The following is a 23,668-nucleotide window of genomic DNA, read 5'->3' as shown; positions in this document are numbered from 1 at the left end:
CCGGGCCGGGCCCCGTGCCGGCACCCGGCCCGGCCCCCCCGGGGGGCCCCGCCCGCGGCGGGGCGGCCGCCTACCCCCCCCACCCCCCCCCCCGGGGGGGGGGCCCGGGGGCCCCCCCCCCCGGGCCCGCCGCCTTCTTTGCCCACCCCACCTCACGTCGCCCTCCGGCCCGCGCCCCCGCCCGCACCTGCCCGCCCCGCCCGTGCCTGCGCCCCCGCCCCCTGCCCGCGCCGATCATGCAGTCGCGGCGCCGGGTAGGAGCCTGTTTGGGTATTTCGTGCACCTCCACACCTGCATGATCGACGTTTGGTCGTCGACAGCGGCGGTGAGTGCCGGGCGGGTTCCGGAAGGCTCCGGCGGGTGATGGGCTCCCGTGGATGGCCACGCCCGGGACGCTTGGGCGGCGCGGACGGCTGCCCGCCAGCACGTAGGCCGGGACAGGAAGGCCACCCGCTTTTGGCTAAAGCGGCGTGCACCGCTGCCGTCAGCCGGACGTCGTCCGGGGTGACCTGTGCCTTGTGGCCGGAAACCCCACCGGCAAGCGCGAGCACGTGGTGCGAGGGTGTGGTGATCAGGACGCCATGGACGTCATTCGGCCGCTTTAAGGTCCATGGCGTCCTGATCACGTTCGGGGCTTGCTGTCCGGTTCGGGGTCGGCGTCCGGCAGGAAGGCAATCCGGTGCGATGGTTGACAGCATTATGTCCCGTTAGTGGGGCGTTTGCGGTGGCCTCGGTCACGCGTCCGGTGGGCATGGGTCGGAGGCGCGGGTCGTTGTAACCACCGTGAGCGCGTAACCCTGGGCCCCAGACCCCCGAGCCCTTCCGGGATGGTCGGGGTCGCCGGTCGGAATGCCGGCCGGGCCCGTGTCGTTACATCCCCCCGGACGCGCCTCACCCCTCGTCGAGGGCGTACCTGGTTCGACCTTTCCCTCAGCCCGCGACGCCACCCGTCCCCCCGGTGGTGTGTGTCGCGTACCCCCGATCGAAAGGTGCTGCCATCATGCGTACCGACATCCTGCGTAAGACCGCTCTGACCGCTGCCGGGCTCGCCTTCACCGGCGGCGCCATCGCCGGCCCCGTCACCACCGCCCTCGCCGCCCCCACCACCCCCGTGTCTGCCACGGTCACCCAGGACCGCAAGGGCGGCGAGCGCGAGCTGGGCGTGCGCTACGAGGCACAGCCCAACTTCTACTACTGCGGCCCCGCCGCCGCCCGCAACGCCCTGAGCGTGCAGGGCAAGAACATCGACGTCGACGGCATGGCCCAGCGCATGGGCACCACCGAGGCCGGCACCAACTCCATCAACGACATCACCCCCGTCCTCAACAAGGAAACCGGTAAGGACGCCTACCAGTCGGTGGAGATCCCCGGCACCAAGGCCGACGACAAGCAGACCGACAAGCTACGCGGCGACATCGTCACCGCCATCGACGAAGGCCACGCCATCGTCGCCAACATCGCCGGTACCGCCACCGACACCGACGGCACCACCCACTCCTTCGAAGGCGGGCACTACATCAGCGTCGTCGGCTACCGCGACAACGGCAACACCGTCACCATCGCCGACTCCGCCAACCCCAACCAGGCCTCCTACCGGATGAGCGTCGACAACCTCGCCGACTGGATCGCCACCCGCGGCTACACCGCCTGACCCACAGCGACACGCACCACCCAGCAACACGCACCACCCAGCGACAAGGGCCGGCCCCACAAGGGGCCGGCCCTTCGTCACGCCTGGGGCTGGCCCACGCCGACCCGGCGCCGCCCAGCGTCCCGCGCCGACCGTGCAGCGCCGCCCCAGCGCCGCGCCGCCCCAGCGCCGCGCCGCCCCAGCGCCGCGCCGCCCCAGCGCCGCGCCGCCCCAGCGCCGCCCCAGGGCTGCGCCGTGCAGCGCCGCGCCGTGCAGCGCCGCGCAGCGCCCTGCCGTGCCGCCTAGCGCCCGCGCCGCCCGTGCCGTGCCGTGCTGCCCAGCGCCCGCGCCGACCGCGCCGAGCCGGGTCGTGCAGCGCCGTCCAGGGTCCGTGCCGGGTCAGCCCACCGGGACCGGAGGCCCGTCGCCGACGAGGCGGAACGAGGATTCGCCGACCGGTTCCACGAGACCGTCCCGCACCAGTCCGGCGAGCGCCCGGGACCGCTGGACGTCGTCGGCCCACACCTGGTCGAGCCGCTGGTGCGGCACCGGCCGGGTCGCCTCCCGCAGTACGCCGAGCAGCAGCCCGCGTACCTGGCGGTCGGTGCCGGCGTACCGCTGGGGGCGGCGGGTCGGACCCGCGGGCGCCTCGCGGCCGGACGCGCGCCAGGCACAGACCGATTCGACGGGGCAGACGCCGCAGCGGGGCGACCTGGCGACGCACACCACCGCGCCCAGCTCCATGAAGGCCGCGCTGGCCAGGGCGGCGGCGGCCGGTTCGACGGGGAGCAGTTCCTCGGTGGCGACCAGGTCGGCCGGGCGGGTCGCCGGGCCGGCGTCCGGTTCGCCGGCGATCGCCCGGCAGACCACCCGCCGCACGTTGGTGTCGACCACCGGGTGCCGCTGACCGTACGCGAACGCGGCCACCGCCCGGGCCGTGTACGTGCCGACGCCCGGCAGCGCCAGCAACTGGTCCAGCCGGTCGGGGACCTGCCCGCCGTGCCTCTCGACGATCGCCAGCGCGCAGTCGCGCAGCCGTACCGCCCGACGGGGATAGCCGAGCCGCCCCCACATCCGGATCGCCTCGGCGGGGCTGTCCGCCGCCAGCGCGGCCGGCTCGGGCCAGCGCGTGAGCCAGGCCTCCCAGGCGGGGAGCACGCGCACGACAGGCGTCTGCTGGAGCATGACCTCGCTGACCAGGATGGCCCACGGGCTCACGTCGGGTCCGCGCCATGGCAGGTCGCGGGCGTTCTCCTCGTACCACCGGCTGACCAGGGTGGCGAAAGTGGGCTCAGACATCGCGTCGCCGATGATGTCACGCGGCCCGTCGCCGGGGCGGCGCGGGCGACGGTGCCACGACGGGCACCACTGTCCGTCCCGTTGGCTGGGCGGTCCGGGCGGGGCGCTGCGGCGCCGGCGGACGGATCGGGCAGAATGCCCGGATGAACGAGCTCGCGATCACCGTCATCGGCCGGGACCGGCCAGGCATCGTGGCCGACGTCGCCGAGCTGCTGGCCCGGCTCGGCGCGAACCTCACCGACAGCACCATGACCCGGCTGCGGGGGCACTTCGCGATGACCCTGATCTGCGTGGGCCCGGCCGCCGCCGACGTCGAGGCCGCGCTGGCACCGCTCTCCGCCGACGGTCAACTGCTGGCCACCGTACGCGCGGTCACCCCCGACGGCGAGACGGCTCCCGCCGGCGAGCCGTACGTGATGGCGGTGCACGGCGCGGACCGGATGGGCATCGTGGCGGCCATGACCCGGGTGCTCGCCGAGGCCGGCGGCAACGTCACCGACCTGAGCACCCGCCTCACCGGCTCGCTGTACGTGGTGGTCGCCGAGGTGGAGTTGCCGCCCGGCACGGCCGACGGGCTGGCCGGGCGGCTGGCGGCGACGGCCGAGGAGTTGGGCGTCGGGGTGACCCTCCGGCCGGCCGATCCGGACCTGCTGTGACCGGCGCCGGGCGCGGACCGGAGATCGAGGCGTACGTCGGCCTCGGCGACTGGACACCGGAGTCCCTGGCCGTCCCGGGGGAGGTGCGACCGGTGGTGTGCGCGCCGGAGCAGGTGCTTAGCCGCTCCGGCGGCGAGGTGGATCCGACGGCGCCGGAGACGGTACGGCTGGCCGCCGATTTGATCGCCACCATGCGGGTGTCCCCGGGTTGCGTGGGGCTGGCTGCCCCGCAGGTCGGCGTGGGTGCGCAGGTCTTCGCGGTGGACGTGACGGGCCACCCGAAGGCGCTCACCGTGCACGGCACCTTCGTGCTGTGCAACGCCCGGGTCGTCGAGGCGAGCCGGTGGAAGGTGGCGCGCGAGGGGTGCATGTCGGTGCCCGACCTGACCGGGGACGTCAAGCGGGCGAGCCGGCTGGTGGTGGAGGGCGTCCTGCCCGGCACCGGACGGCCCGTACGGCTGGTGACGGACGGGTTCGAGGCGCGGGCCCTCCAGCACGAGATCGACCACTGCGCCGGCCTGCTCTTCCTGGACCGGGTCGCGGGTGCGCACGCCATCTACCAGCGCAAGGTGTACCTCTGAGTGCCGGCGGCGCGGCGACCCAGCGTCGCGGGCGGGACACGGTCGGCAGTCGGAGCCGTCGCATGTGGAGGGTCGGTGCGGTGAGCGGAGGGCGGCTCGGCGCGTCGTGCGGGGCTGGCGTGCCCCGCGCCGCTACGGTGGGGGCATCATGCGTCTGACGGTCGGCCCCCTGCCCCCCGCCGTGTACTGGCGGCGTCGCGCCGTCGTATTCGGAGCGGGGCTTCTCTTCCTGATTGTCCTGCTCTATTCGTGCACCGGATCGGACCGGAACGCGAAGAAGGGCGGTGACGCGCAGCCCACTCCGGGCGCGACGTCCTCCGGCGCCTCGCCGGAACCCACCGGTTCGGTGCTCGCCCCGCAGACCGGGGGGCCCTCGCCGGGTGCGGCGGACGGCCCTGACGCCGACGACCCGTCGGGCGAGCCGGTCACCACCGACTCGCCGCCGGTGGCGCCCGTCGTGCCGGCCGCCGGCGACGGCGCCTGCACGGACGCTGAGATCACGGTGACCCCGGTGGCCCAGCCCGCCTCGGTGGTCCGGGGGGCCGTGGTGGACCTCCAGCTCAAGATCAAGAACCGGTCCGAGCGGACGTGCAGCCGCGATGTCGGCGCCTCCGTGCAGGAGCTGTTCATCAAGTCGGGGGCCGAGAAGATCTGGTCGTCCGACACGTGCGGCACCGCCCAGGGTTCCGACGTGCAGTCCTTCACCCCGGGCTTCGAGCGCTCCTACCAGGTGGGCTGGAACGGCCGCGACACCACCAAGTGCGCCAACGGGGTGGCGGCGGGCCCCAACCCGCCGGCCGGCACCTACCAGGTCTACGCCCGGGTCGGCACCAAGCTCAGCGAGCCGGTCAAGCTCACCGTCACCGGCTGACCACCCGTGGGCCGGGCGGCCAGCCGGGCAGCCCGGGCTGCCGGACAGACCGGGCCGCCGCGCGGTCGGTCGGCCAGGCCCGCCCGGCGGGTGGCGGTGGCGGGTGCGGCCCCGGAAGCTGTGACGGTGGGGGCCCGGCCGGCGACCGGCGTACGGGCCGGGTCAGACGTAGCGTTCGAGGATCGACGCCTCGGCGAGCCGGGACAGCCCCTCGCGGACGCCCCGGGCGCGTGCGTCGCCGACCCCCTCGACGGCCTGGAGATCCTCGACCGTGGCGCCCAGCAGCCGCTGGAGACTGCCGAAGTGCACGACGAGGCGGTCGACCACGGTGACCGGCAGCCGGGGCACCTTCGCCAGCAGGCGGAACCCGCGCGGGCTGACCGCCGCGTCGAGGGCGTCGGACGCGGCCGGGTAGCCGATGGCCTTGGCGACCGCGACCAGGTCGATCAGCTCGGTCGCGCCGAGCAGATCCAGCTCCACCAGGGCCTCGTCGAGGGTGCGGGACTTCCGGCCGGCCGGCAGGTAGTCCCGGATCACCAGGGTGCGGTCGGCGTCGACGCCGGCCATCAGCTCGTCGAGCTGGAGGGCGAGCAGGCGACCGTCGGTGCCCAACTCCACCACGTAGCCGGCGATCTCGTCGGCGATCCGGCGGACCATCTCCAGCCGCTGCACCACCGCGACCGCGTCCCGTACGGTGACCAGGTCCTCGATCTCCAGGGCGGAGAGGGTGCCGGAGACCTCGTCGAGCCGGAGCTTGTAGCGCTCCAGCGTGGCGAGCGCCTGGTTGGCGCGGGACAGGATCGCCGCCGAGTCGTCCAGCACGTGCCGCTGGCCGTTGACGTAGAGGCTGATTATCCGCATCGACTGGCTGACCGAGATCACCGGGTAGCCGGTCTGCCGGGCGACCCGCTCCGCCGTGCGGTGCCGGGTGCCGGACTCCTCGGTCGGGATGGTGGGGTCGGGCATCAGGTGCACGGCGGCCCGCACGATGCGGGTGCCGTCGCTGGAGAGCACGACCGCGCCGTCCATCTTGCACAGCTCCCGCACCCGGGTGGCGGAGAACTCGACGTCGAGCGGGAACCCGCCCGTGCAGAGACCCTCGACCACCTTGTCATAGCCGAGGACGATCAACGCGCCCGTCCGGCCGCGCAGGATGCGCTCGAGGCCGTCGCGCAGCGCGGTGCCCGGGGCCATCAGGGCCAGGTTCGCCCGCAACGGGTCGCCGGCGCCCCCGGCGCCGCCGGTCACGGTCACGCTGATCGCGCGGGCGGGGGAGCCCACGGCGCCGGTGCGGGCGTGGGGTGTCGCGCCAGCAGGCTTGGCGGTGTCGCGGTCGATCGGCACGGGCACAGTCTACGGACTGCCCTGCGGTGGGTGCTGTCGTGGTTACTGTGATGTGTCACGATGCCCCACCTCGCCCGGACCGTGGGCCGGCGTCCGGGCTGTCCGGTATCGGACCGGACGTTCCGCCGACCACCCCCCCCCCAGCGGTCACTCGGCGGAAGCCCGGGCGACGGCCTGGAGCGCCGAGCGTACGTCGGTCACCTCGATCACCCGCATGTGCTCCGGCGTGACGCCGGTGCTCTCGGGGCCGCAGCCGGTCGGCACCAGCGCGAGCCGGAAGCCGAGCCGGGCCGCCTCGGCCAGCCGGCGCGGCACGGCGCCGACACGGCGCACCTCGCCCGTCAGGCCGACCTCGCCGATCGCCACCAGGTGCGGTGCGATGGCCAGGTTGAGCCCGCCCGAGGCGACGGCGAGGGCCACGGCGAGGTCGGCCGCCGGTTCCACCACCCGGATGCCGCCGACGGTGGCCGCGAAGACCTCCCGGTCGTGCAGGGTCAGGCGTTCGGTGCGCCGCTGGAGCACGGCCAGCACCATCGCGAGCCGGGCCGAGTCGAGCCCCGAGACCGTCCGCCGGGGCGAACCGGCCACGGTCGCGCCGATCAGCGCCTGCACCTCGGTGACGAGTGCCCGGCGCCCCTCCATCGCCACCGTGACGCAGGTGCCGGGCACCGGCTCCGAATAGCGGGTCAGGAAGAGCCCGGACGGGTCGGCCAGGCTGCTGATGCCGCCCTCGTGCATCTCGAAGCAACCCACCTCGTCGGCGGCGCCGAACCGGTTCTTCACGCCGCGCACCATGCGCAACGAGGAGTGCTTGTCGCCCTCGAAGTGCAGCACCACGTCGACCAGGTGCTCCAGCACCCGGGGCCCGGCCACCTGGCCGTCCTTGGTGACGTGGCCGACCAGCACGGTGGCGATGCCCCGCTCCTTGGCCACCGAGACCAGGGCGGCGGTGACCGCCCGCACCTGGGTCACCCCGCCCGACACGCCCTCGGCGTTGTTGGTGGAGATGGTCTGCACCGAGTCGAGCACCAGCAGGCCCGGCTTGACCGCGTCGAGGTGACCGAGCACCGCGGCGAGGTCGCTCTCGGCCGCGAGGTAGAGCTGGTCGTGCAGGGCGCCCATCCGCTCCGCGCGCAGCCGGACCTGGCTGACCGACTCCTCGCCGCTGACCACCAGGGAGGGGCTGCCGGCGCCGGCGGCCCACTGCTGGGCCACGTCGAGCAGCAGGGTGGACTTGCCGACCCCCGGCTCGCCGGCGAGCAGCACCACCGCGCCGGGGACCAGGCCGCCGCCGAGGACCCGGTCGAGCTCGCTGACGCCGGTGGGCCGGGCCCGGGCCGGTGCGGCGCTGATGGTGGCGATCGGCCGGGCCGGCTCGGCCGGCATCCGGGAGCTGACCACCTTGCCGGAGACCGTCGGGCCGGTGACCGTGCACTCGACCACCGAGCCCCACTCGCCGCACTCCGGGCAGCGCCCGACCCACTTCGGCGGCTGGTGCCCGCAGGCGTCGCACTCGTAGGCCGGCCGGGGCTCGCGGGCGGCGGCCCGGCCGCGCCCGCCGGCGCGGGGGGAGCTCGATCGGGAGGTGGTCACACCGGGACGTTAGTCCTCAGGTACGACGAAGACACCGCCGGCGTGGCGGTCACCACGCCGACGGTGTCGTCGGAAACAGCGGGGCGCAGGGTCAGTGACCGCCGCCCTCGTTCTCCTCGTAGCCGCCCAGGCGCTCGACGATCTTCGACGGGGGCGCGGCCGGGGTGAGCGGCACGGCGACCGGGGCCGGGCCGGTGACCGTGGCACCGTTGCCGAAATCGAATGTCAGGGTGACGTTCTGGCCGGAGCGCAGCGCCTCGTTCAGGCCGATGAGCTGGAAGACCCGGTTCGACTGGGTGTTGAGCTGCACGTAGCTCAGCGGCGCGATCTCGATCCGGGCCGGCTCGCCGGCCGGCGCGGCCGGGCTCTCGGGGGCCGGGCTCTCCGGGGCGCCGGGGCTGACCGACTCCGACGGGCTCTGGGAGGCGCCGGGGCTGGCCGATCCCGACGGGCTCTCGGAGACACCCGGGCTGGCCGACTCCGCAGGCGAGGGCGACCCGGACGGGGCGGGCGACTCCGACTCGCTCGGGGACGCCGACGGGCTGGCCGAGGCGCCGGTGCCGGTGATCACCACCTCGCGCGCGCTGTCGGTGGTCACGGTCACGGTCACCGGGTTCGGCGAGTCGTTGTAGATCACGGCGCTCAGGACGGCGTTGGCACCCGCCTTGTAGCCCTCGGTGCCGGGGAACTCGACCAGCAGGCCGCGGACCGCGTAGGCGCCGTTTCCGGCCGACAGGTTGACGCCCTGGACCGACGGCGCCTTGTTGGCGGTCTCGGAGACCTGGCCGGCGCCGCAGCCGGACAGCAGCAGCCCGGTCGCCGCGGCCATCCCGGACAGCAGCAGGGCCGCCCGCCGGGAACCCCTGATCGAGCGCGTCACGTCGGTCCTCCTCGTCACGATCCCACCCGGTGCTCACGCCGGGCGTGGTGGCCATGCCCGCGCAGACCGCGCTCCAGGGTAGTTGGGCCTGATCCACCCCCGCACGCCGACCCGGAGATGGCACCCGGGGGGACGCGCGTCACACCAGTCGGCCGCTCGTGACCAGCAGGACGACGTCGATGAGGGCGACCAGCATCACGGCCCGGAAGGCGGCCACCTGCCGGCCGCCGGCCCGGGTGGCGGCGCGTCCCGCGTACCAGCTCAGCGGCGGCACCACGACGGCGGCCGCGACCGCGGCGAGGCCGACCCCCGACGGCGGCCCGGGCGGCCCGAGGACCAGCGTGGCGGTCGCCGCGAGCAGCAGCAGCGCGGCGGCGGCCCGGCTGCCGGCCGGACCGAGCCGGTGGGGCAGCCCACGCACCCCCGTCAGGGCGTCGTCGGCCAGGTCGGGCAGGACGTTGGCGAAGTGCGCCCCGGCGCCCAGGCAGGCCGCGGCGGCGACCAGCCAGACCGGCGGCACCACCGCCCCGGGCAGCGCCAGCACGACGAAGGCGGGCAGCGAACCGAAGGAGACCGCGTAGGGCAGCACAGAGACCGCTGTCGACTTCAGCGGCCAGTCGTAGAGCAGCGCGGAGATCAGCCCGAGGGTGGCGCAGAGCGCGGCGGCCGGGCCGGTGGCCAGCGCCAGCGCCGGGGTGGCGAGCGCGGCCACCGCCGCGGCCACGGCCGTCGCGCGCCGGCCGACCGCGCCGGCGGCGACCGGCTTGTCGGTACGCCCCACCGTGGCGTCCCGGTCGGCGTCGAGCGCGTCGTTGGCCCAGCCGACGGCGAGCTGGCTGGCCGCCACGGTGAGCACCACGGCGAGGATCCCGCCCGGCCGGTGCCCGACGCCCCACGCGAGCAGCCCGGCCACCGTGGTGACCGCGGCGGCCGGCTCCGGGTGACTCGCCCTGACCAGCCCTAGCACCGTTGGCGACATGAGGAAAGTCTGGTCGTTACCGGGCAGTCGTGCCACGCTCGGTCCATGCCAGACGCGGGCCGCACCCTGCCACGCAACGATCCGCGCCAGTACGACGACCTGGCCGGCGAGTGGTGGCGGCCGGACGGCGCGTTCGCGATGCTGCACTGGCTGGCCGAGGCCCGCGCGGCGCTCGTGCCGCCGGCGTCCCGCCCCGGCGCCCTCCTGGTCGACCTCGGCTGCGGTGCCGGGCTGCTCGCCCCGCACCTGGCCGGCAAGGGCTACCGGCACGTGGGCGTCGACCTCACCCGGTCGGCCCTGGCGCAGGCCGCCGCGCACGGGGTGACCGTCGTCAACGGCGACGTGACCGCCGTACCGCTGGTCAACGGCTGCGCCGACGTGGTCGCCGCGGGCGAGTTGCTGGAGCACGTGCCGGACTGGCGGCGCGCGGTGGCCGAGGCGTGCCGGCTGCTGCGGCCCGGTGGCCTGCTCGTCCTGGACACGCTGAACGACACGGCGCTGAGCCGCCTGCTGGCCGTGCGGATCGCCGAGCGGCTGCCCACGGTCCCGAAGGGCATCCACGATCCACGGTTGTTCGTGGACGCCCGGGCGCTGGTGGCGGAGTGCGCCCGGCACGGGGTCGATCTGCGCCTGCGGGGCATCCGCCCGGGGATGCCGGGCCTGCTCGGCTGGCTGGTCCGCCGGATGCGCGCCGCTGGCCGCCCGTACGCGGTCCCGACCGACCGTCCGCACGCGACGGTCGCCGGCCCGCCGCCGCGGATCGTGCCGACCTGGTCGACGGCCGTGCTCTACCAGGGGCGTGGTACCCGGAGCGGATAGCGGTGCCCGTCCCTGGGTAGGGAGAGGGCCGAGAAGGGGGCTGTATGACGCAGCACGCGTTGGAGGCGGCTCGCCGCCTGGCACCGAGGCTGGCCGCCCGGGCGGCCGAGCACGACCGGGACGGCTCGTTCCCGGTCGAGGACTTCCGTGACCTGCGCGAGGCCGGGCTCTTCGGCCTGATGGTTCCCACCGCCCTCGGCGGGATGGGCGCCACCTTCGCCGAGTACGCCGCGGTCGCCACCGAGCTGGCCCGGGGCAACGGCGCGACGGCCCTGGTCTTCAACATGCACGCCTCGGTCACCGGTGCGCTCGGCGCGGTGACCGAGGAACTGGCCGAGGCGCTCGGGGTCCCGGATGAGGCGCTGGCCGCCCGGGACCGGCTGCTCACCGCCGCCGCCCAGGGCTCCTGGTACGCCGTGGCGATGAGCGAGCGCGGCGCCGGCGCCCGGCTCTCCCAGCTCAGCACCGTCTACGAGCCGGCCGACGGCGGTTGGCACCTCAAGGGCAGCAAGACGTTCTGTTCCGGGGCCGGGCACGCGGACGGCTATCTGGTGGCCGCCCGCAGCGCCGCCGACCAGTCGGTGGTCTCCCAGTTCCTGGTGCCGGCCGGCAACGGGCTGACCGTCGAGCCCACGTGGGACTCGCTCGGCATGCGGGCGACCTCCTCGCACGACCTGCACCTGGACGTGACCGTGCCGGCCGACCGGCTGCTCGGCGGCGTGGAGGGGCTGGCCCTGGTGGTCGCCCAGCTCATGCCGCACTGGCTGGTGGCCAGCTACGCCGCCGTCTACGTCGGGGTCGCCCGGGCGGCCGTCGACGCGGCGGCCGAGCACCTGAACGCCCGCAACCTCGCCGGCCTGCCGGCGGTCCGGTCCCGCCTGGGCCGGGCCGACGCGGCGGTGGCGGCGGCCCAGCTGGTGGTCGCGGAGGCGGCCCGCCGGGTGGACGAGGCGCCGGGCGACGCGGAGACCAACCGCTGGGTCTGGCGGGCGAAGCTGCTCGCCGGCACCACCGCCGCCGACGTGGCGGCGTCCGTGCTGGAGGCGGCCGGTACGTCCGCGACCCGGCGGGGACATCCGCTGGAGCGGCTCTACCGGGATGCCCGCTGCGGCTCGCTGCACCCGGCGACCTCGGACGTCTGCGCGGACTGGCTGGGCGTCGCCGCGCTGGGCGGTGACCCGGACCGCGACGGAACGGTGCCTCGTTGGTGAGCGTGGGGGGTCCGCCGCCTCGGCGGACGCGCGGGCGCGCGGCCCGTCCAGGGGCGGGTTCGACCGCCCGGTGCGCAAGGCCGGACGAGAGGTGGGCATGGTGGCCGTACCGGTGATCGCGGGGCTGGGGACGGCGCACCCGCCGTCGGCCGCGCAGGACGACCTGTGGGAGGGCTTCTTCTCGAAGCACTTCTCCGGCAGCACGCGGGCGCTGGCGCAGCGGATCTTCGCGCACTCGGGGGTCACCCGCCGGCAGGCTGCCGTGAACCCGTTGCTGGAGGACGTCTCCGACTGGCCCACGGAGCGGCGGATGCGCCGCTACCTGGTCGAGGCGCTGCCGCTGGGCAAGGAGGCGGTGGGCCGGGCGCTGACGGCCGCCGGCCTCTCCGCCGGCGACGTCGGGCTCTTCGTCGTCTGTTCGTGCACCGGGTACGCCACCCCGGGGCTGGACATCCTGCTCGCCCGGGACCTGGGCATGGCCCCGGACATGCAGCGCCTGTTCGTCGGGCACATGGGCTGCTACGCCGCGCTGCCGGGCCTGGGCGCGGCGAGCGACTTCGTCACCGCCCGGGGCCGGCCCGCGCTGCTGCTCTGCGCGGAGCTGACCAGCCTGCACATCCAGCCCTCCAGCGCCCGGGTGGACACCCAGCAGATCGTCTCCCACGCGCTCTTCTCGGACGCCGCGGTCGCCGCCGTGGTCGTTCCCGGCGGCCGGGGGTACGCGCTGCGCGAGGTCACCTCCGTCACGGACACCTCGACGGCCGACCACATGACCTGGGACGTCACGGACACGGGTTTCCGGATGGGGCTGTCGCCGAAGGTGCCGCAGGTGCTCTCCACGCACGTCCGGGGCCTGGTCGAGGGGCTGCTGGCCCGGCACGGCGCGACGCTGTCCGAGGTGGACGGCTGGGCGGTGCACCCGGGCGGCCCGCGCATCCTGAACGTGGTCGAGCGGGAGCTGGCCCTGCCGCCGGAGGGCCTCGCGGCCTCCCGGGCGACCCTGGACGAGCACGGCAACTGTTCGTCGCCGACGGTGCTGCTGATCCTGGACCGGCTACGTCGGGCCGCGTCGCCGCCGCGGCGGGTGGTGATGCTGGCGTTCGGCCCCGGCCTGACCCTCTTCGCCGCGTTGCTGGAACGGACAGGAGTGAGCGGTTCGCCAGGCGCGGTTACCCTCTGCTGATGGACGCCGATGCGGCAGACCGGCCGGAGACCGGGCCGGACGCGGGTGGGCACCCGGCTGGCGTCGGGGCCGACGATCGGCTGCGTGGCGCCGTACTGGCCGTGGCGGGGCTGGCCGCGCTGATCGGCGGCGGCTTCTGGTGGCAGGCCGAGGCGCCCCGCACCGGCCCCGTGCCGGACCTGTCGAACGTCGCACCGGCGGACCGGGCCCGGCTCGCCGCCCCGCCGGACGCCCACGTCCGGTTCGTGGTTCCCGCTGAGGGATCCGGGCGGCCCGCCAGCTTCTGGCTCGTCGACCCGCGCAGCGGCGCGACGGTGCGGACGGACCCGCGTGGCGGCGCGGCGGTGCGGACGGACCCGCGTGGCGGCGCGGTGGTGCGGGTGGACCCGCGCGGCGACGCGACGGTCCGGGCGGACGCCGAGGACCCGGAGCGGCGCCGCGCCGGGGACGACCCGCTCCAGGCGGGCGACGGGCGTCGGGGCAGGCTGGCCAGCTTCCCCGACACGGTCTGGACCGCCCGGGCCGTGCTCAGTCCGGCGGAGGGTCTCGTCAAGAGGGCCTCCGCCGAGGGCGGGGCGCGTCACCTGCTCCAGTACCGCTGTGTCGGCCCGGGAGAGCTGCTGATCGTGGTCGAGGGGGCCTGGGCGGCCGACCCGATCACCAACGCCTGCGACGGCTCGGTCACGTCGACGGAGGTCACCGGCAGGGGCGGGCCGTTCCAGGTCTCGCTGTCGAGCGCCAACGCGGAGCCGCTGCAGGTCGAGGCGCAGCTGGTCGCCCTGCCCTGACCCCCTCCCGGCGGGGCGGCTCAGGCGGCGAGGCGGGTCAGGTCGGCGCGGTAGTCCTCGGCGGAGTGGATCTCGGGGACCACCTTGACGAGGACGCCGGTCCGGTCCACCAGCAGCGCGGTGACGGCGCCGGGGCGGGCCGGCAGGTGCAGGAACGAGCGCAGCCCGCCGGCCGGGTCGGCGAGCGATCGCACTGTGGCCCCGGCGGGCGGTGGCGTGGCGCGTACGGGCCGGGTGCCGGCGACGGTGACCACCGTGACGCCGGCGGGTGCCAGGGCGGCGGCGGTGGCCACGTGAGCCGGGCAGGGGCAGCCGTCCACGAGGATGATCATCGCTGGCACGAGTCCGCGCAGGGGTACCGGTGACTGGCCGGTGTCGACCAGGTCCAGCGCGGGCAGCGGTCGACCGGCCGCCCCGGCCGGCGGCGCGTACGGGGTGGGGGCGGGCTCCGGGGTGGACCGGCCGGGCCGGGGCCAGGTGACCGCCGCGAGGCCGGCGAGGGTGGTCAGCACTGCCACGAGCAGCACCAGCAGGGCGAGGGCGTACGGGGACCGGGTCTGCGGAGGCGGGACGGCGCGCCGGAGCTTGCCACCCAGCTCGCGGCGGAGCTGTTCGGCCTCGGCGGCCAGCGCGGAGGCGTCGTCCGGCACGACCACCCGACCCCACTCCGGTGGCAGGTCGGGCAGTCCGGGGCCGTCTGCGTCGGGCTTGCCCATCGGACCCCCAGGACGTCTCGGCGAGCGGACAGCGGCTCAGCCTCCAGCGTCCCGCACGGGGCGGGCTGCCGCTACACCTGGGCGCGTACCCGGCCGGCGGGCTACCATGGGAGGAGCGCATAGCCCTTGATCTCGACGTTCGCGTCACTCGTACCGGGACGTCATCCGAGCGTTACGGAGCGTGGTCAAACCACTGGTTTGGCGGTCTGTCAAGCTGAAGAAAGACCTCTCACAGGGCCCCTGAGCTGCGCCAACGGTCAGGACAGCGGTGAGACATCGGTGCCTGAGCGTGTTACCCTAGACACAGCGAAAGGGGTTTCGAACCTATGGTTTTCAGTGTCGGCGAGACCGTTGTTTACCCCCACCACGGGGCCGCACTCATCGAGGCAATCGAGACTCGGGTGATCAAGGGCGAGCCTAAGCAATACCTCGTCCTGAGGGTCGCACAGGGTGACCTGACGGTCCGGGTGCCCGCCGAGAACGCCGAGATCGTGGGTGTGCGCGAGGTGGTCGGCGAAGAGGGCCTCGGTAAGGTCTTCGACGTGCTCCGTGCACCGCACACCGAGGAGCCGACCAACTGGTCGCGGCGTTACAAGGCGAATCTGGAGAAGCTGGCCTCCGGTAACCCGCTGAAGGTCGCCGAGGTCGTGCGCGACCTGTGGCGTCGGGAGCGGGAGCGGGGTCTCTCCGCGGGTGAGAAGCGCATGCTCGCGAAGGCCCGCGACATTCTCGTCGGCGAGGTCGCGCTGGCCGAGAAGAGCACCAAGGACGAGGCGGAGACGCTGCTCGACAAGGTCCTGACCGAGGCCTAGTCCCCGCAGCATCGTCGTACCCGATTCGTAGCGAACAAACCACCGAGGACCGCGACGTGACCGCGCAGCTCAATCCGTGCGGTGACGTCGCGGTCCTCGTGCCTGCGGCCGGTGCCGGCGTACGGCTCGGCCCCGGCCGCCCCAAGGCGTTGCGCCTGCTCGGCGGGGAACCCCTGCTGGTGCACGCGGTCCGCCGGCTCGCCGCCGCGCCGTCGGTGCACACCATCGTCGTGGCCGCCCCGGCCTCCGAGGTGGCGGCGGTACGCGAGCTGCTCGCCCCGGTCGCCCCGGTGACCGTGGTGCCCGGTGGTGCCGAGCGGCAGGCGTCGGTGGCCGTCGCCCTCGCGGCGGTGCCCGCCGGCCCGGAGATCGTCCTCGTGCACGACGCCGCCCGGGCGCTGACCCCGCCTGACCTGGTGGAATCCGTCGCGGCGGCCGTCCGCGCCGGGCACGACGCGGTGATCCCGGTGCTGCCCGTCGTCGACACGATCAAGGAGGTCGGCGCCGACGAGGTCGTCCTCGGCACCGTCGACCGCTCCGCCCTGCGCGCGGTGCAGACCCCGCAGGGCTTCCGTCGGGCGGTGCTGACGGCCGCGCACGCCGCCGCCGGTGACCCGCTCACCGACGACGCGGGCCTGGTCGAGAAGCAGGGCGTCCCGGTGTCCTGCGTCCCCGGCTCCGAGTACGCGCTGAAGGTCACCCGCCCGTTCGACCTGGCGCTGGCCGAGCACCTGCTCGCCACGGGCGCCTGACGCGTACCCTCTTCTCATGATCGTTCCCCGGGTGGCCATCGGCACCGACGTGCACGCCTTCGAGGCGGGCCGGCCGTGCTGGGTGGCCGGCCTGCACTGGCCCGACCAGGACGGCCTGGCCGGGCACTCGGACGCCGACGTGGCCGCGCACGCCGCCTGCAACGCGCTGCTCTCGGCGGCCGGCCTCGGGGACCTGGGCGCCAACTTCGGCGTGGGCCAGCCCGAGTGGGCCGGCGCGTCGGGCGTCGCCCTGCTCACCGAGAGCGCCCGCCGCGTGCGGGCCGCCGGCTTCGCGATCGGCAACGTGTCCGTGCAGGTGGTCGGCAACCGGCCCAAGATCGGCCCGCGCCGCGAGGAGGCCCAGCGGGTGCTCTCCGAGGCGGTCGGCGCACCGGTGACCGTCTCCGCGGCCACCACCGACGGCCTCGGCTTCCCCGGGCGCGGCGAGGGGCTCACCGGCATCGCGGTGGCCCTGGTGTACGAGGCTCCGGCCGCCTAGGCTCGCCGCGATGTCCAGCGACGCCACCTCAGACCGGTCCGCCGCCGACGGCTACCTCCAACGCGCCCAGCTCCTCGCCGAGCTGGGCCGCTACGACGAGGCCGCGGCCGAGGTCTCCTACGCCGTCGCCCTGGACCCGGCCGACGCCGGGGCGCTGACCATGCTGTCCCGGGTCCACCTCGCGGCCGGCCGGCCGACGGAGGCGCGCACCGCCGCCGACGCCGCGGTCGCCGCCGCCCCCGACAGCGTTCCGGCGCTGGTCGCCCGCGCCCTCGCCCTCGGCGATCTGGAGGAGTACGCCGAGGCGGCCCGCACCGCCGACCGGATCCTGGCGCTGGGCCCCGACGACGCGTACGCGCAGAGCAGCGCCGCGGCGATCCTGGCCGGCTCACGCAACGGGCAGCCGGCGCTGAACGCGGCCTGGCGCGGGGTCGAGCTGGCCCCCGAGAATCCCCAGGCGCACCTGGTGCTCGGGCTGGTGGCGGCGAACATGCAGATGTTCGACCTGGCCGAGCGCGCCTACCGGGAGGCGTTGCGGCTGGACCCGCAGCTCGCCGAGGCCCGCCACGACATCGGCGTGCTCCGGCTGGAGCAGCGGCGCTGGAGCGAGGCGCTGGAACACCTTGCCGAGGCCGCGTCGATGAGCCCCGGGCGGGTCGACTCCGGCCGGACCATCTCGCTCGGCCTGCGCCAGCTCGTGGTCTACGGCGCGGGCTGGACGATGATCACCGCCGTGCTGATCGCCTGCATGGCGCCGGGCAGCGCCGGGCTGTCCCGCATCGCGGCGGCGTTCGCGGCGCTCGGCGGGGCGCTGGTGGTCTGGCGCTTCGCCGCCCGGCTGCCCGGCCTGTCCCGGACCATCCTGCCGAGCCTGCTCCGCTCCGACCGCACGCTGGCCCTGGCCGTCTACGCGGCGGCCGCCGCCCCGGCCCTGATCCTGCTCTACGCCCTGGTCGGCACCCCGTGGCCGCTGGTCCTCGCCATCCTCGCCGCGGTCGCCGCCGAACTCGCCGTGCTGTCCCGCACCACGGCGTGAGCCGGCACCGGCCGGTCGGCACCACCTCATCCGTCGGCTGGCCGGTCGGGACCACCTGATCCCTCGGCTGGCCCGTCGGGACCACCTGATGTTGTCGGCTGGTCCGACGGGGGCCGCCCGGTCCGTCGGCTGGCTCTGGCGGCCGCTCTCAGCCGAGGGCGAGGGCGTAGAAGGCGCTGGCGTCCAGCCCGTCGAGCAGCAGCAGGTGGTTGAGCTCGTCGTCGAAGAACCCGCCGAGCGGGGCGGCGGAGAGCCCGAGGGCCGTCGCGGCGAGCAGCAGGTTCTGGGCGACGTGGCCGGTCTCCATGGCGGAGAACCGGTAGCCGCGCAGCCCGTACCTGGCCCGGGCCCGGCGCAGGTCCGCGACCACGAACAGCCAGAGCGGCACCGTCTCGACGTCGAGCCCGTCGGCGTCGGGGACGACGTCGGGACCGGTGGGCGCGAACTGCGGGGCGACCCGGGACAGCCGGTCGGTGCCCGGATCGGGTGCCACCCGCCGGAGGGCGTGCCGCTCCGGCAGGTACTCGTAGAGTGCCGCCCGCACCGAGGCGATCCGGCGGGGAAGCACCAGCAGCCGGGTGGTCGCCAGGGCGCCCGGCGTCGGGTACGCCAGTCGTCGCTGGCCGTCGACCGCCGGCGCGGTGTCACCCGCCGCGTAGCGCAGCAGCCGGCCCAGGTCCGCCACGCCGGTCTCCCCTCGGCCGAAGTCGTACCGGGTGCGGCGGTCGAGCAACACCGTGGCGAGCGTGGTGTCGGCGAGCGCGCCCGGCGTCGGCTCCGGCAGTGCCAGGGTCACGGCGTCGGACGGGAGGGGGCCACCCGGTGCGGGCTCGACGCTACGGGGACGCTGGCTCGGCCACCGCGTACGGACGAACTTCGACGCCTCGTGGTACGCGCGGTCCGGGGCGTCGATCCCGTCGGCGTGGAAGTCCGGCGTTGCGGCCGGTGCGCCGTACGCCAGCGACGCCAGCCAGGCGAGGTGGCACTCGGCCGGGATGCTCAGCCCGAGACGGTTGTGCAGCATGTGCAGCTGCGACGCGAGGATGCCGGGCACCGTGCCGTGCAGCCGGCCCTGCCCGTCGAGCGCCCGTAGCCGCTCGACGTAGGCGGCGACCTCGTCCGCCCAGAAGTTCACGGAGGTGGCGGAGCCCCTGCCACGTGTGACGATGTCGGCGATGAGTCGCTGCCGGGCCGGGTAGACGGACGCGTCGGCGTGGAAGTCGCGTTCCGCCGCGATCAGGGCCAGGCCGAGGTCCTGGCCGTTCGCCTCGGGCACCAGCGTCCACCCGTTGGCGTAGCCGCGCAGGAACCGGACCGCCTCGTGCCCGGTGAGGCCGCTGGCGGCGAGGAACCCGAACAGCAGGTCCACGGCCGTCGACCGGCGGCGGGCGGGTGGCGCGCCGAGCAGGGCCGCGGCGACCCGGCTGGACGCGGCGAAGAGTTCCTCGGCCGCGCCGATCGCGTCCGGGCCGCCGTACCGGTCGACCTCCGGCCGGTACGGCTGTTCGACCACGGTGCCGTGCGGGTGCCAGCCCAGCCCCGGCCCCACTCCGGTCTCTTGCCCAACGCCGGGCCGGTCGGGCCGGTCGGGGGTGTGCACTCCGAACTGGGCGTACCAGTCCGCCGGACGCAGTTCCCGGGCCGGTGGCGGCAGCGCGGCCACCGCTTCGACCAGCCCGGCGCGCATCCGCCGTACCGTCTCCGGCGTCGCGTCCGCGACCCGCCAGCGCAGGTGCGGGCCGCCCTCCCAGTACCGGACGAAGAACCAGGAGGAGATCTGCCCCCGGGCGAGCAGGTCCGTCGTGGTCGGCACGATGTGCTCCCGCAGCACCGTCTCGGTGCACTCGGGGCCGGCGTGCAGGTGGACGTGCAGGGCGGACCAGCGAGCCATGCTCGGCTCTCCTTCAGGGGAACGGGTGGGGCAGGATCAGGTGGTCGGGGGCGGCGAGCCGGGCCTGCCGCAGGCGGGGCAGGTCGACCCGCCGGTTGAGGTGCCCGAAGGTCATCGGCACGGCCCCGGGCGCGAGGACCTTCACGGCGGCCAGGCCGAGGCGACGTTCGGCCGCCCCGGTCTGGTCCACCACCAGCGGCGGCGTCCCGGCGGCGGCCATCGCGTCGACGACCCTGCGCAGCACCCCGGTCAGGTCGGGGTGCAGCCACCGCTCGCGCCAGCCGGCGAAGTGCTCGTCGAACGGTCGCGCCGGGCCGGCGGCGGCCTCCCGCAGCGCGAAGTCGAACCGGGGCAGGGTCTGCGGCAGCAGGTGCAGGGCGGCGTGGTCCCCCAGTTCCCCCACCAGGTCGGCATCGGCGAGCATGGCGAGCAGCCGGTCCCGCGGCGGGCGGGCCACCTTCGGCGCGACGGTCACGTTCACGCCGACCTCCAGGACCGCCGCCGCGGCGGCCCGGCGGGGATCGGGATGCGCCCCGGCGGCGGAGAAGGTCGCGCCCCGGCCGGGTCGGTCGGTGACGGCGAGGGCCCAGACGGTCGGTATCCCGACGTCGCTGGTGATGTCGAGCAGGTGCAGCCGGTAGCCCTCCGCCGCGATCCGGTCCGCGAGGTGCCGGGTCAGCGGATCGACGTCGGGGGGCAGCGCCAGAGCCGGCGGCGTACGGCCGGCGTACCAGGTGAGCAGGAAGGCGTCCCGCTCGATCGTCTCCAGGCAGGCGTGCAGGATCGCCTCCTCCAGGCAGCCACCGACGGCGCAGCCGCTGGAGGACTCGTAGAGGAACCGGGCGGCCCCGGCACGGTCCACCCCGTAGTAGGCGGCGTGCTCCGGCACGAGGACGGGCCGGTCACCCACCAGGTCGTACGCCCACACCCAGGACGTCACCGTGTCCGGGGTGAAGGGGTCCAGCCGGTACCCGGGGTGGCGGACCGCGTCCGGCTCCGGCAGGCCCAGCCGGGCGGGGTCGACGGCGTCGGCGGCGAGTTCCCGGTAGCTGCCCAGCGTGGTCGTCCGGCGGGCCTGCGGGTAGCGTCCGGTCTCCCGTTCGACCGCCTCCAGCAGGGCCAGCACCTGCGCGGTCGATTGGTCCGCCGCGCGACCGTATCCACCGACCCGACCGGAGCGGCCGGGGACTGGCATCTCGGCCGCCGCCAGCGCGAGGGGGCCCTGCCGGTCGGTGTGGACGTGCGTCACCGGCCCGTAGCGGGGATCGACCAGTTCGGCGCGGAGCACGGCCAGGTCCGGCGGTCCGGGACGGACCCGGAGGCGGTCGGGTGCGGCCTGCCGGCGGGGGCGCAGGGCGATCGTGGCGGCCCCGGCCGAGTCGGGTGGCAGGGCACCGCAGTCCGGACAGTCCGGCACCGCCCGGATCAGGTGCCGACTGATCACACCGTCGCGGGCCGCCAGCACGCTGGCCAGGCGCGGGTCGGCGTCGTCGGCGAGCTGGCCGGCGACCAGCTCGCCGACCAGCCCGTGCCAGTACGGCGGCAGCGGCAGCGGCCGGCCACCGGCGAGCAGCGTGGCGATGCTGCCGGCGCCGAGGACGGCCTCCTGCCGGGTGTCGGCGCACCGCAGGCAGCCGCCGGCACCGGGGCCGCTCAACGGGCCGATCTCGACCGCCGTCCCGCGTCCCCGCACCGGCAGGTACGCCCTGCCTACCGCGTGGGCGGCCCGCTGCTCGGCCAGGTGCCGGGCCACCGGCCAGTCCGCCGCGACGCCCACCACCACGGGCCGACCCGCCCGCCGTACGGTCGAGGCGCTGACGGCGATCGCCCGGACCAGGCGGTCGTCGTCCCCGACGACCCGCACCGGGCCGTCCTCCGCTGCGCCCGAACCGAGGGACGCGGTGCCGGGGTCGACCGGTGGGCGGGCCGGCACCGCTCCCGCCGTCGGTCCGGTGCCCGGCGCCCCGTTCCCGGCGAGCGCCCCGGTCCGCGCGGCGGGTTCCCCGGCCTGCGCGGCGGGTGCTCCGGCCCGCGCGGCGGGTGCTCCGGCCCGCGCGGCGGGTGCTCCGGCCCGCGCGGCGGGTGGCCAGGGCTGTGGGCCGGTCGGCTCGCCGACGCGCTGGACGACCCCGCCGCGCAGCGACAGCGCCGTGCCGTCGGCGAGCCCGGCCAGCACGCGTACCACCTCGTGCGCCACGAGGAACGGCAGCAGCCGGTGGTCGGTCGCCGACACGGCCGGACCGGCGTCTGTGGCTGCGGCGGCCTGGCCTGCGGCGGCCTGGCCTGGGGCGGTGTGACCTGGGGCGGTGTGACCTGCGGCGGCGGGGTCACCGGCCGGGTCCAGCGGGCCGATCAGCGCGCCGTCCGGACGGATCGTCACCGGCAGCACCGCAGGCCGCAGGGAGCCGGGCTGCCGTGGTGCCGTCCCCGGCCACGGGGGAACGGGCGGCTCCCGACGCCCGCCGGGGTCCTCCGTCCGGACCCACACGACCAGGTCCGCGCCGCCGCCGTCCCCGGGCACCTTCCGGAGGGCGTGGAGAGCCTCTCCGGGTGCGGTGGAGAGCCCGGAGGCGGCCAGCGCCGCCCGTACGGCCGGGGGAAGGTCGCCTTCGCCGGTGACCGCGACCGCGCACCTCGACACCGCGTCCAGCGCGTCGGCCGGATCCTGCGCGAACCCCGCCAGCCAGGCCGCCAACGGATGGCCGTCCAGCGGCACCCGGACGTCGACCAGGACGCCGTGCTCGGCGAGGAGGCCGAGCAGCCAGCCCACCGCCCTGGCGGTCCGGTCGGGCAGTCCCAGGGTGGCGGTCGCCGGATCGAGCCCCCGGCGGAGGGAGGGCTCCAGCCGTTGCCACAGCTCGCCGGCGACCGGCGGGCAGGTCACCACCGAGCTGGACCGCCAGCCGCTGACGAGGAGCCCGTCCTCGACCGCCCGGACCAGGGTGCCCGGTCGCAGGGTCACCTCACCCACGTCGCCTCCACCCGGGTCACCCGGTGCGGGCGGGGAGGGCGTCCTGCCATGTCACGCCGTGGATCTCCTGGGTGGCCTCGGCGAGCAGATAGGCCCCGAGGTACCGCTCCAGCGGCGCGACGTCGCAGAGCGTCAGCAGCTGGTAGAGCATGTTCGTGCAGAACCGGTAGACCTGGAACTCGCGGCTCGCGGCGACCCGTTGGAAGCCCGACGCCTCCAGCGCCTGGTGGTAGGCGCTCGCCCCGCGACGGCTCAGGTCCCACCGGATCGCGGTGGCGTCGTCGAACGAGGTGGTGCGTCGCCGGAACTCGGCGGAGAACGCCCCGTCGAGCGCGCCCGCGTCGTACGCCCGCTCGGCGATCCGCCACGCGGCCGAGCTCCACGCCCGCCACGCCGCCGCCACCGGCTCGGCGGTGTCCGGCGTGGACGCCTGGCGGACCAGGTCGTGGTACCTCCCGCCGGCCCGGTCGGCGAAGGCGGCGAAGCGCGGGCGCAGGAGGTCGTCCCGCTCGCCGAAGAGGAAATCCTCCAGGTGTGACAGGAAGGTGTGGTAGCCGGACAGCAGCCGTCCCGGCCAGGTGTCGGCGTGCGCGGCCATGGCGGTGACCACGACGCCCACCCGGGCGGCCTGGGCGTCCCCGACGAGGGCGAGCTGGTCGAGCGACACCCGCACCGGAGCCAGCCCGGCGGCGAGGACGTCGGCACGGCAATCGACCGCACCCGGCGTGCCGAGCAGCGCGGCCAGCGCACTCTGGTCGCCGTCGGTCACCAGCACCGTGTTGTCCGGGTGGATCGGGTCGTACGGGGGCGGCACGAGTTCCGCCCGGCCGGCCGCCTCGGACCGGCGCAGCAGCAGCTCCTCGTCGAGCCCGGCCCGGGACGGCGCCACCGCCAGGTGACCACGCAACCGTTCGGCGGCCTCGGCGGCGGCCGTGGCCCGTTGCGCCTCGGGGCCGCGTAGCCGCAGGCGCACGTGCGGGCCGTGCAACCAGTGCCGTTCCAGGTGGACGGCCAGCCCGGCACCGCGCAACCGCTCCGCGACGGGCAGGACGGCGTCGCGCAGCAGCGATGCCTTGGCCTCCTCGTGGTAGTGGCACACGACGTCGGTGGTCGGAGTCAGTCCGGTCGTGCTCGGCTCGGTCATGGCTGGGCTCCAC

21 protein-coding genes are annotated in these 23,668 nt (G+C 75.7%); 12 read left to right on the top strand and 9 right to left on the bottom strand.

Annotated elements, in window-relative coordinates:
• Nucleotides 1-1,000 precede the first annotated feature (1,000 nt).
• Nucleotides 1,001-1,651 carry a C39 family peptidase gene (locus ACGFNF_RS09470; RefSeq protein WP_393166853.1) on the top strand — a complete coding sequence of 217 codons (651 nt, stop codon included), beginning with the start codon at nucleotides 1,001-1,003 and terminating at the stop codon, nucleotides 1,649-1,651.
• A gap of 378 nt (nucleotides 1,652-2,029) precedes the next feature.
• Here the strand turns inward: ACGFNF_RS09470 and ACGFNF_RS09465 are convergent, their stop codons facing one another.
• A complete protein-coding gene (locus tag ACGFNF_RS09465) occupies nucleotides 2,030-2,929 on the bottom strand; it encodes an A/G-specific adenine glycosylase (RefSeq protein ID WP_393166851.1) in 900 nt (299 codons plus the stop codon).
• A 143-nt stretch (nucleotides 2,930-3,072) separates the two neighbouring features.
• Between ACGFNF_RS09465 and ACGFNF_RS09460 the strand changes: the two genes are divergently transcribed.
• The 3 genes from ACGFNF_RS09460 (at nucleotide 3,073) to ACGFNF_RS09450 (ending at nucleotide 5,037) form a co-directional block, all read left to right on the top strand.
• Nucleotides 3,073-3,585: a glycine cleavage system protein R gene (locus tag ACGFNF_RS09460; RefSeq protein ID WP_393166848.1), complete on the top strand. Its 513-nt coding sequence runs from the start codon at nucleotides 3,073-3,075 to the stop codon at nucleotides 3,583-3,585.
• 23 nt (nucleotides 3,586-3,608) lie between these two features.
• Entirely contained in the window at nucleotides 3,609-4,166 is a 558-nt protein-coding gene (locus ACGFNF_RS09455; RefSeq protein WP_393166894.1) for a peptide deformylase, read from the top strand.
• A 148-nt stretch (nucleotides 4,167-4,314) separates the two neighbouring features.
• The gene (locus ACGFNF_RS09450) at nucleotides 4,315-5,037 is read left to right on the top strand and encodes a hypothetical protein (RefSeq protein WP_357578643.1); all 723 of its coding nucleotides are present in this window, start codon (nucleotides 4,315-4,317) and stop codon (nucleotides 5,035-5,037) included.
• A 162-nt stretch (nucleotides 5,038-5,199) separates the two neighbouring features.
• On the opposite strand, the gene disA is transcribed toward ACGFNF_RS09450, so the two are convergent.
• The 4 genes from disA to ACGFNF_RS09430 form a co-directional block, all read right to left on the bottom strand.
• Complete coding sequence (gene disA, locus ACGFNF_RS09445) at nucleotides 5,200-6,381, bottom strand: DNA integrity scanning diadenylate cyclase DisA (protein WP_357578642.1); 1,182 nt, start codon at nucleotides 6,379-6,381, stop codon at nucleotides 5,200-5,202.
• A gap of 147 nt (nucleotides 6,382-6,528) precedes the next feature.
• Nucleotides 6,529-7,974 (bottom strand): DNA repair protein RadA, encoded by a 1,446-nt coding sequence (gene radA / locus ACGFNF_RS09440; RefSeq protein WP_357578641.1) that lies wholly within the window; start codon nucleotides 7,972-7,974, stop codon nucleotides 6,529-6,531.
• Nucleotides 7,975-8,065: 91 nt separating this feature from the next.
• The gene (locus ACGFNF_RS09435) at nucleotides 8,066-8,854 is read right to left on the bottom strand and encodes a hypothetical protein (RefSeq protein ID WP_393166844.1); all 789 of its coding nucleotides are present in this window, start codon (nucleotides 8,852-8,854) and stop codon (nucleotides 8,066-8,068) included.
• Between the two features lie 139 nt (nucleotides 8,855-8,993).
• The gene (locus ACGFNF_RS09430; protein WP_393166843.1) at nucleotides 8,994-9,833 is read right to left on the bottom strand and encodes a UbiA family prenyltransferase; all 840 of its coding nucleotides are present in this window, start codon (nucleotides 9,831-9,833) and stop codon (nucleotides 8,994-8,996) included.
• Nucleotides 9,834-9,878: 45 nt separating this feature from the next.
• Between ACGFNF_RS09430 and ACGFNF_RS09425 the strand changes: the two genes are divergently transcribed.
• The 4 genes from ACGFNF_RS09425 (at nucleotide 9,879) to ACGFNF_RS09410 (ending at nucleotide 13,834) form a co-directional block, all read left to right on the top strand.
• Nucleotides 9,879-10,652 (top strand): methyltransferase domain-containing protein, encoded by a 774-nt coding sequence (locus tag ACGFNF_RS09425; RefSeq protein ID WP_393166842.1) that lies wholly within the window; start codon nucleotides 9,879-9,881, stop codon nucleotides 10,650-10,652.
• A gap of 44 nt (nucleotides 10,653-10,696) precedes the next feature.
• Nucleotides 10,697-11,863 carry an acyl-CoA dehydrogenase family protein gene (locus ACGFNF_RS09420; RefSeq protein WP_393166841.1) on the top strand — a complete coding sequence of 389 codons (1,167 nt, stop codon included), beginning with the start codon at nucleotides 10,697-10,699 and terminating at the stop codon, nucleotides 11,861-11,863.
• A 91-nt stretch (nucleotides 11,864-11,954) separates the two neighbouring features.
• Nucleotides 11,955-13,046 (top strand): type III polyketide synthase, encoded by a 1,092-nt coding sequence (locus ACGFNF_RS09415; RefSeq protein ID WP_393166892.1) that lies wholly within the window; start codon nucleotides 11,955-11,957, stop codon nucleotides 13,044-13,046.
• Nucleotides 13,046-13,834, top strand: coding sequence for a hypothetical protein (locus tag ACGFNF_RS09410; protein ID WP_393166838.1), 789 nt, complete (start codon nucleotides 13,046-13,048; stop codon nucleotides 13,832-13,834). The genes ACGFNF_RS09415 and ACGFNF_RS09410 overlap by 1 nt, the downstream gene beginning before the upstream one ends.
• Before the next feature lie 20 nt (nucleotides 13,835-13,854).
• Here ACGFNF_RS09410 and ACGFNF_RS09405 read toward each other — a convergent pair whose 3' ends face one another.
• Complete coding sequence (locus ACGFNF_RS09405; protein WP_393166836.1) at nucleotides 13,855-14,550, bottom strand: hypothetical protein; 696 nt, start codon at nucleotides 14,548-14,550, stop codon at nucleotides 13,855-13,857.
• 326 nt (nucleotides 14,551-14,876) lie between these two features.
• Here ACGFNF_RS09405 and ACGFNF_RS09400 point away from each other — a divergent pair, with 326 nt between their 5' ends.
• From ACGFNF_RS09400 to ACGFNF_RS09385, 4 genes are read left to right on the top strand one after another with little or no spacing between them, the layout of a single operon-like run.
• Nucleotides 14,877-15,362: a CarD family transcriptional regulator gene (locus ACGFNF_RS09400; RefSeq protein WP_007073334.1), complete on the top strand. Its 486-nt coding sequence runs from the start codon at nucleotides 14,877-14,879 to the stop codon at nucleotides 15,360-15,362.
• A gap of 56 nt (nucleotides 15,363-15,418) precedes the next feature.
• The gene (ispD, locus tag ACGFNF_RS09395; protein ID WP_393166834.1) at nucleotides 15,419-16,114 is read left to right on the top strand and encodes a 2-C-methyl-D-erythritol 4-phosphate cytidylyltransferase; all 696 of its coding nucleotides are present in this window, start codon (nucleotides 15,419-15,421) and stop codon (nucleotides 16,112-16,114) included.
• 16 nt (nucleotides 16,115-16,130) lie between these two features.
• Nucleotides 16,131-16,613 carry a 2-C-methyl-D-erythritol 2,4-cyclodiphosphate synthase gene (ispF, locus tag ACGFNF_RS09390; protein ID WP_089003124.1) on the top strand — a complete coding sequence of 161 codons (483 nt, stop codon included), beginning with the start codon at nucleotides 16,131-16,133 and terminating at the stop codon, nucleotides 16,611-16,613.
• 10 nt (nucleotides 16,614-16,623) lie between these two features.
• Nucleotides 16,624-17,649: a tetratricopeptide repeat protein gene (locus tag ACGFNF_RS09385; RefSeq protein ID WP_393166832.1), complete on the top strand. Its 1,026-nt coding sequence runs from the start codon at nucleotides 16,624-16,626 to the stop codon at nucleotides 17,647-17,649.
• Between the two features lie 148 nt (nucleotides 17,650-17,797).
• On the opposite strand, the gene ACGFNF_RS09380 is transcribed toward ACGFNF_RS09385, so the two are convergent.
• Genes ACGFNF_RS09380 through ACGFNF_RS09370 form a run of 3 tightly spaced genes read right to left on the bottom strand, consistent with a single transcriptional unit; the run spans nucleotide 17,798 to nucleotide 23,655 of the window.
• The gene (locus ACGFNF_RS09380; RefSeq protein WP_393166830.1) at nucleotides 17,798-19,540 is read right to left on the bottom strand and encodes a thiopeptide-type bacteriocin biosynthesis protein; all 1,743 of its coding nucleotides are present in this window, start codon (nucleotides 19,538-19,540) and stop codon (nucleotides 17,798-17,800) included.
• Nucleotides 19,541-19,553: 13 nt separating this feature from the next.
• Nucleotides 19,554-22,511 carry a TOMM precursor leader peptide-binding protein gene (locus ACGFNF_RS09375; RefSeq protein WP_393166828.1) on the bottom strand — a complete coding sequence of 986 codons (2,958 nt, stop codon included), beginning with the start codon at nucleotides 22,509-22,511 and terminating at the stop codon, nucleotides 19,554-19,556.
• Between the two features lie 16 nt (nucleotides 22,512-22,527).
• A complete protein-coding gene (locus ACGFNF_RS09370; RefSeq protein ID WP_393166826.1) occupies nucleotides 22,528-23,655 on the bottom strand; it encodes a lantibiotic dehydratase C-terminal domain-containing protein in 1,128 nt (375 codons plus the stop codon).
• Between the last annotated feature and the right edge of the window lie 13 nt (nucleotides 23,656-23,668).

The organism is Micromonospora sp. NPDC048868, from assembly GCF_043198195.1.
Lineage (GTDB): Bacteria > Actinomycetota > Actinomycetes > Mycobacteriales > Micromonosporaceae > Micromonospora > Micromonospora reichwaldensis.
Note: the sequence above shows the minus strand (reverse complement) of the source record. Positions and strands in the feature narration are given on the sequence as shown.

Bases quoted from the DNA above. Each gene is read 5' to 3' on its own strand.
- ACGFNF_RS09470 (WP_393166853.1), top strand. From the start codon at position 1,001: ATGCGTACCGACATCCTGCGTAAGACCGCTCTGACCGCTGCCGGGCTC.
- ACGFNF_RS09465 (WP_393166851.1), bottom strand. From the start codon at position 2,929: ATGTCTGAGCCCACTTTCGCCACCCTGGTCAGCCGGTGGTACGAGGAG.
- ACGFNF_RS09460 (WP_393166848.1), top strand. From the start codon at position 3,073: ATGAACGAGCTCGCGATCACCGTCATCGGCCGGGACCGGCCAGGCATC.
- ACGFNF_RS09450 (WP_357578643.1), top strand. From the start codon at position 4,315: ATGCGTCTGACGGTCGGCCCCCTGCCCCCCGCCGTGTACTGGCGGCGT.
- ACGFNF_RS09430 (WP_393166843.1), bottom strand. From the start codon at position 9,833: ATGTCGCCAACGGTGCTAGGGCTGGTCAGGGCGAGTCACCCGGAGCCG.
- ACGFNF_RS09425 (WP_393166842.1), top strand. From the start codon at position 9,879: ATGCCAGACGCGGGCCGCACCCTGCCACGCAACGATCCGCGCCAGTAC.
- ACGFNF_RS09420 (WP_393166841.1), top strand. From the start codon at position 10,697: ATGACGCAGCACGCGTTGGAGGCGGCTCGCCGCCTGGCACCGAGGCTG.
- ACGFNF_RS09410 (WP_393166838.1), top strand. From the start codon at position 13,046: ATGGACGCCGATGCGGCAGACCGGCCGGAGACCGGGCCGGACGCGGGT.
- ACGFNF_RS09405 (WP_393166836.1), bottom strand. From the start codon at position 14,550: ATGGGCAAGCCCGACGCAGACGGCCCCGGACTGCCCGACCTGCCACCG.
- ACGFNF_RS09400 (WP_007073334.1), top strand. From the start codon at position 14,877: ATGGTTTTCAGTGTCGGCGAGACCGTTGTTTACCCCCACCACGGGGCC.
- ispF (WP_089003124.1), top strand. From the start codon at position 16,131: ATGATCGTTCCCCGGGTGGCCATCGGCACCGACGTGCACGCCTTCGAG.
- ACGFNF_RS09385 (WP_393166832.1), top strand. From the start codon at position 16,624: ATGTCCAGCGACGCCACCTCAGACCGGTCCGCCGCCGACGGCTACCTC.
- ACGFNF_RS09380 (WP_393166830.1), bottom strand. From the start codon at position 19,540: ATGGCTCGCTGGTCCGCCCTGCACGTCCACCTGCACGCCGGCCCCGAG.
- ACGFNF_RS09370 (WP_393166826.1), bottom strand. From the start codon at position 23,655: ATGACCGAGCCGAGCACGACCGGACTGACTCCGACCACCGACGTCGTG.